General features: G+C 43.4%; 2 protein-coding genes. One reads left to right on the top strand and one right to left on the bottom strand.

All coding sequences use genetic code 11. From position 1 onward, the window contains the following. Positions 1–295: 295 nt before the first annotated feature. On the top strand, positions 296–955 hold the full coding sequence (gene msrA, locus D104_RS30725; RefSeq protein WP_024024491.1) for a peptide-methionine (S)-S-oxide reductase MsrA: 660 nt from the start codon (positions 296–298) through the stop codon (positions 953–955). A gap of 109 nt (positions 956–1064) precedes the next feature. On the opposite strand, the gene D104_RS30720 is transcribed toward msrA, so the two are convergent. Next, the coding region (locus D104_RS30720) for a beta strand repeat-containing protein (RefSeq protein ID WP_152531162.1) at positions 1065–5879 on the bottom strand (4815 nt) is incomplete at its 5' end.

The raw sequence follows: 5879 nt of genomic DNA, 5'->3' as shown, positions 1-5879 counted from the left end.
CGAGCTACCAGACTGCTCCATCCCGCGACTAATCTTCGTTGCAATTAACTATTTCTGGAACAGTTAATTGGATCAGCTAAACAGCTTCACCCGTGTCAACGAGGTGCGTATTATAGGTAGATTAATGCAGGAGTCAAGTACGCTTACGCATTTACCTGAGATAAGTTCAAAAAACCTCAACAGTAACAACCTACTACTAAAAATGCGGCGCTCGCTTAAACTACTTGAATCCTCTGCGGGCACAAGGTAAAAGGAAGTCATCCAATAGTTCTGATTAAGATGTTAGGAGAAGAACATGCCCAATAAGATTGAAGACATTCTGCGAAAATCTACCATCCCAACGGATGCAAACGCTCTCCCCGGTAGAGATACACCAATAAAGGTGTCTGGAGTACACGCGGTCAATAACGAACCCTTTATGCGCAAACCAAACGGTAACGAAGCTGACATTGTACTGGGTATGGGCTGCTTCTGGGGAGCTGAAAGAAAATTGTGGAATACACCGGGCGTCGTCGTGACGTCTGTTGGTTACGCGGGCGGTTCTACTAAAAACGCAACGTATGAAGAAGTCTGTTCTGGTCAAACAGGACACAGTGAAGTCGTCCATGTCATTTTTGATACTTCTATCATTACGTTAGAAGGTGTTTTAAGTGTTTTCTGGGAAAACCATGACCCTACTCAAGGAATGCGACAAGGCAACGATATTGGCAGTCAGTATCGCTCTGTTATCTATCCAACACGTGAACAAGACATACCCAGGATAGAAGCAAGTAAAAATACATACCAAAAAGAGCTGCTTGGTGCGGGTCATGGCATGATTACCACAGAAATCGAGCCACTGGATGTGTACTACTTTGCGGAAGAATACCATCAGCAATACCTCCATAAGAATCCAAATGGCTATTGCGGACTGAATGGTACTGGCGTTAGCTGCCCTATTGGCTTAGGCGTGTAGTTTTTAAGTAATTGGAAAATCACTTTCTAAGCTTAACATTGACAGAAATGAAAAGGCCGAATCGCAAAACGATTCGGCCTTTTTGTTACTCAACAGTATCTAAACGAGATTAGCCATCAATGTTGATGTTGTACTCTTGGTCGTTGTAGATCACTTTAATGCTATCAGAGCTATTTACTACGCCACTGCCATCGGAGTCGAAGTTGGATTGATCGCCAAAAGTGGCTACATCGTTACCATCGATCTTCACACTACCGTCAGCCACACTTATGTGCGCAGACAAGAAATCCGCAATCGCGTCCGTGTCTGCATTGCTTCCAGGATCACCATCGATTCCTGTCAACAAATCAGTTAGGTCCAACGCATCGTCTTTTGCATTAAAGTCGGTAATTAGGTCATTAGCATAAGATGTATAATCAACTGTTTGGTTATGATCTTGAAGAATGAATATGTCTTCCCCTGCACCACCAGTTAATGTATCAGTAGTCCAGTCATCTTCGTTCAACAAGCCACCAAGCAGCATATCATTACCATCACCGCCAATTAGCGTATCATTACCTTTACCACCGATAAGAACATCGTCACCACCTTGGCCATCAAGTGTATCGTTCGACCAATTGTTATAACTCATACCTCGCAAATCATTGGCTTGATCGTCACCTGTTAGGCTACCGTTCCAGTCTTGCACTCTATCTGTGTCATTAATTTCATCGATTCTTGACTCGATAGAATCCATCTCTCCAAGATAGGTAGCGCGATCACCAATATCACTTTCAGTATGCGACGTTGGGTATTCACTACTTCCTAGTGCTGAATAAGTAAGTCCTCCATCAGAAGAAATAGAGACATCAAGATCATAAGCCCCTCCCTGATCCCAATAAACAATCTCGATAGAATGGTCACCAGAAGCATCGACAGTGAATGAATCAGTTTTAGATTGAACCACATGATTTTCGTTAGAAAATATCACTTGTTTCCCGTCAATTAAAACGTCATAACCATCATCGGCACTGACTTTAACAAAGTACGTTCCTGCGGCTAAAGTAACACTGCCTGAAAGTCGCAGCACAGCATCGCCAGAAGTCGTCGCCGGATTAGAGCTCAATGAAGCACTATCGCCACCAAGGAAAGACTCTAGATTAGTGCCTTTGCCTAAATCACCATCGCCATAATTGTAATTAACCTGACTAGCAATAAATGTCGCATCTGCTTTGCCATCACCAATAACATATCTCGCATCACTTATATTATTTAACTGATCATAAGCGGCAAAGAATTCGCCGTATAAGCCATTTATACTCACGTTAGTCTCAACCGAAGTTGTCACTGTCACGGATTCACTCGTACCACCTTCACTACTGATGACTGTCACAGACAAATCGACGCTATCAACGCCCTTAGGAACTGACAACCGCAAGCCTTCAACCTGATCCTCTGACAAAGAATACGTTCCATCTGATGCAGTAGATATAACATTTCCATTTGTATCTACCAACGAAACACCAGTAGGAAGCGCTGCAATTTCAAACGTTAATGTTTCGCTTCCATCATTGTCTGTTTGCGAACCAGAAATGGTCACTGGGTATAACGTGCTGATGCCTGAAACAGAATCGGCTACCAATGAAATATCACTGATTGTCACTTTCTCATCGCCCGCCGTTGTATTAGCAGAAAACTTCAGTGACACCTCACCGTTATTATCAAGCTGAACCTTATAATTAGTTACCGATTGGGTTGATTCACCAGAAGATTGAAGTGTGCCAACATTAGTTGGCCCATAAGAGACAGTCAAATTATCCTCATGAGAACCACTGTCTTCCCAGTCACCTTCAAATTCTGCAGTGAAAGACAAAGTAACCGTCTGATTTGCATACTCCTGACCAAAGGAAATAGTTTGCGTTGTGGACTCTGTACTTGATTTGTTCTCACCAAGCTCATGGATTGTCGTACCAGTTTTAGTAACCAACTCATCCGAGAAAGAAACACCTTGACCGATAGTAACGCTTAACTCTGGCGTATCCGCGACACCAGAAACCGACAATGCTAATGAAGCACTTTCTCCCGTGTTTGTTACATAAGTCACTGCTGGAACACTTCCAGACCAATCTTCCACTGGCGTGAAGCTGTAAGAGCCATCCGTATTGATCACAAGGCTGCCCACATTAGCAATAACCAACGTTGACCCAGCTGTTACTGAATCACTACCAACAGAGAAAGTAGCAACTTCTAACGTATCATCAAGGTCAACATCATTCGCTAAAACACCGTTCTCAGCAGACACACTAATTATGGCGTCCTCTACCCCACTGCCGGTATCGTCCGAGGTTAACGTATCTTGGTTCGCCACTGTGATAGTCAAGGTATTAACGGAAGTGTCTCCGTCACCATCAACCACCGTGTAGGAATAAGTAATCACCGTTGAGCTACTTGCCGATAAAGAAGACACCAAACTATCACTTGGCGTAAAAGTGTATGAGCCGTCTGCGTTTAAAACTAACGTGCCATTCTCATCCGTCTCAGTGATTGCCACAATGGACGCTAGACCATCCGCACCGGCGTCTGTATCAACTTGGCCTGTTAATACTGGCTGCTCGATTTCGGCAACGCCAACAGCTTCCACATGCGCCACAATAGAACGACTCGTAGTGCCGCCTTCTGGTGTCGAAATACTTTCTGAAACTGTTCCATTGCTGTCCATAAAACCATCAAGTGACACTCTATACGTAACGCCGTTAACCACTACGTCTGTAGAAGGCAAAGCGCCTAACGTCACTGTGTCGTTTGAGTTACTGCTGTTATTCGATGTCTCGTTATGAGAAATTGGCAATTCCAATTGAATATTTTCAGTGGTTCCATCGATCACAATGGCAAACGTAACAATCATCGTCGTAGATGACAGCGTACTGTAATTCGAATACATGCTGCTGTTGTTATGGGTAAAATTACCTACCGCAAAACTACCGTCGATACTGACGACAGACTGACCCGTTGTGTCTGACAATTGGTAAGCACTTGGCCCGCCATTACTCGATGTTTGATCATCCCAAGTTAACGAGTCCATATACTCATCATCATCATTATTAATTTGATGTTTATTTGATTGACCGGAACGAAATTGAGTATTTATAAAACCATTCTCAAATGAACCTACAGAGAATGAATCCACGACTGGCGTAGTAGAAGACACAAACAACGTATCCGATGTTGTCACAGACGTTGGAGCATCATCTTCAACCGTCAGAGTCACATTTTCTGTCGCTGTGGTTTCGCCATCATCTACTTGAATACCAAACTGAATGGCAATCGACTCATCAGTACTTGCAGTTGCGTTGTCTAAAGGCCCGCTAAGCTCAACTGTATAAGAACCCTCACCATTAGAAACATCACCAAGCGTCACAGTGACGACGGCGGAACCATCAGCACTACCAATTAACTGTGAGCCATCTTCAGATACTGCCCAAACCAAATCAACACCACCAGAAGAATACACATCTGTTGGCGCAATCAAACTAACAGTAAGTAACTGACTGTCTTCATCAGACACAGAGAAGCTTCCTTCAACTGTTTTACTACCATTAGAGTCAAGAACACCCTCAGATATTTCTGCATCGGTAGCAGTAATTATTGGCGCATCATTTACTGTCACAGTTGTCGGGGTGGCCGTTGCCGTTTGATTGGTTGAAGTACCAGACGTAGTCAAGCTGATCTCAGGCAAGGTATTCCCTGCATCAAGATACGCTTCGCCTTCCGCCGTCAACACAACATTGTTGCCGTCGATGGCGTAGTAACCGTTGTCGTTCGTACCAGCAGTAAAGCCGACCGTTGGCGTATCATCGTCATCAGATACCGAGAACGTCGCAACCGCATCACCTGCACTAGTAGAGTCTTCTGTTACCGTCATCGGTGTGATGATTAACGTCGTAGGGGCATCGACACTGTGCTCAGAAGTTCCAGTACTTTGTACCGAATTTCCAGCAGCATCAGAAGACGTAACAACCACAGAAAATTCAGTATCCGCCGCCAAATCACTACCAGTAACAGCCAAAAACCAAACACCTCCAGCTTTCACCGTCGTAGAATATTCTTTACCATTAATAGTCGCTTTGACAACATCTCCAACAGCAATATCACCACCAATTGCCTTACCAGACACAGAGATGGTTTGATTTACCTCATCGCCACTAATCATGTCATCCGAGGTAATTGGATCAATAGTAACCGTACCTGCTTTTGCAGAAAGGTCGACTGAGTAGTTAAGACCACCACCGGTTTCAATGACAATAGTATTCCCAGCATCATCTTCAAACTCTGCTGTAACCTGTAATTTATGATCAGAATCACTAGCTAAATCGGAACCAGTAACGTCTAAAGAAAAACCTCCATCGCTCTGAATGTCTTCAGCTTTAACAGTGTATTCATGACCATTAATAGTAACTACAATATCCTTAGCATTGGTGTCATCTTCAACAGCAAAGATGCCAGTTAAAGTAACCGTTCCCTGAGACTCAATAGCATTAACGATGTCATCCTCTGTAACGTCATCAAAATACAAAACAGCAGTTATAGTTGTGTCTAAAATAGCAGAATTAGTAACATTCCCTTCATTTCCTGCTGAATCAACAACAGACATTGAAACAGTTAATGAACCATCAACCAAACTAGCTAAATCAAGCCCTTCGACAGATACATTACCTTCGCTATCCACAGATATAGCATCAACAGAAACCGATAATGTATTAGCTGGATTCGCACTATCCGTGATCACAATACCAACTACTGTAGCTCCTAACTCAACCTTACCTGTCAAATTCGTAGAGCCACTTTCGGATTTGTTTAAATAGATATCACCGTTAGTTTCAAATGAAATGGTATTAACAGCATCGCCATTTTCTGGAGCTGTCGTATCCAGATCCAGCGTATCGGT

The organism is Marinomonas profundimaris, from assembly GCF_000508165.1.
Lineage (GTDB): Bacteria > Pseudomonadota > Gammaproteobacteria > Pseudomonadales > Marinomonadaceae > Marinomonas > Marinomonas profundimaris.
Note: the sequence above shows the minus strand (reverse complement) of the source record. Positions and strands in the feature narration are given on the sequence as shown.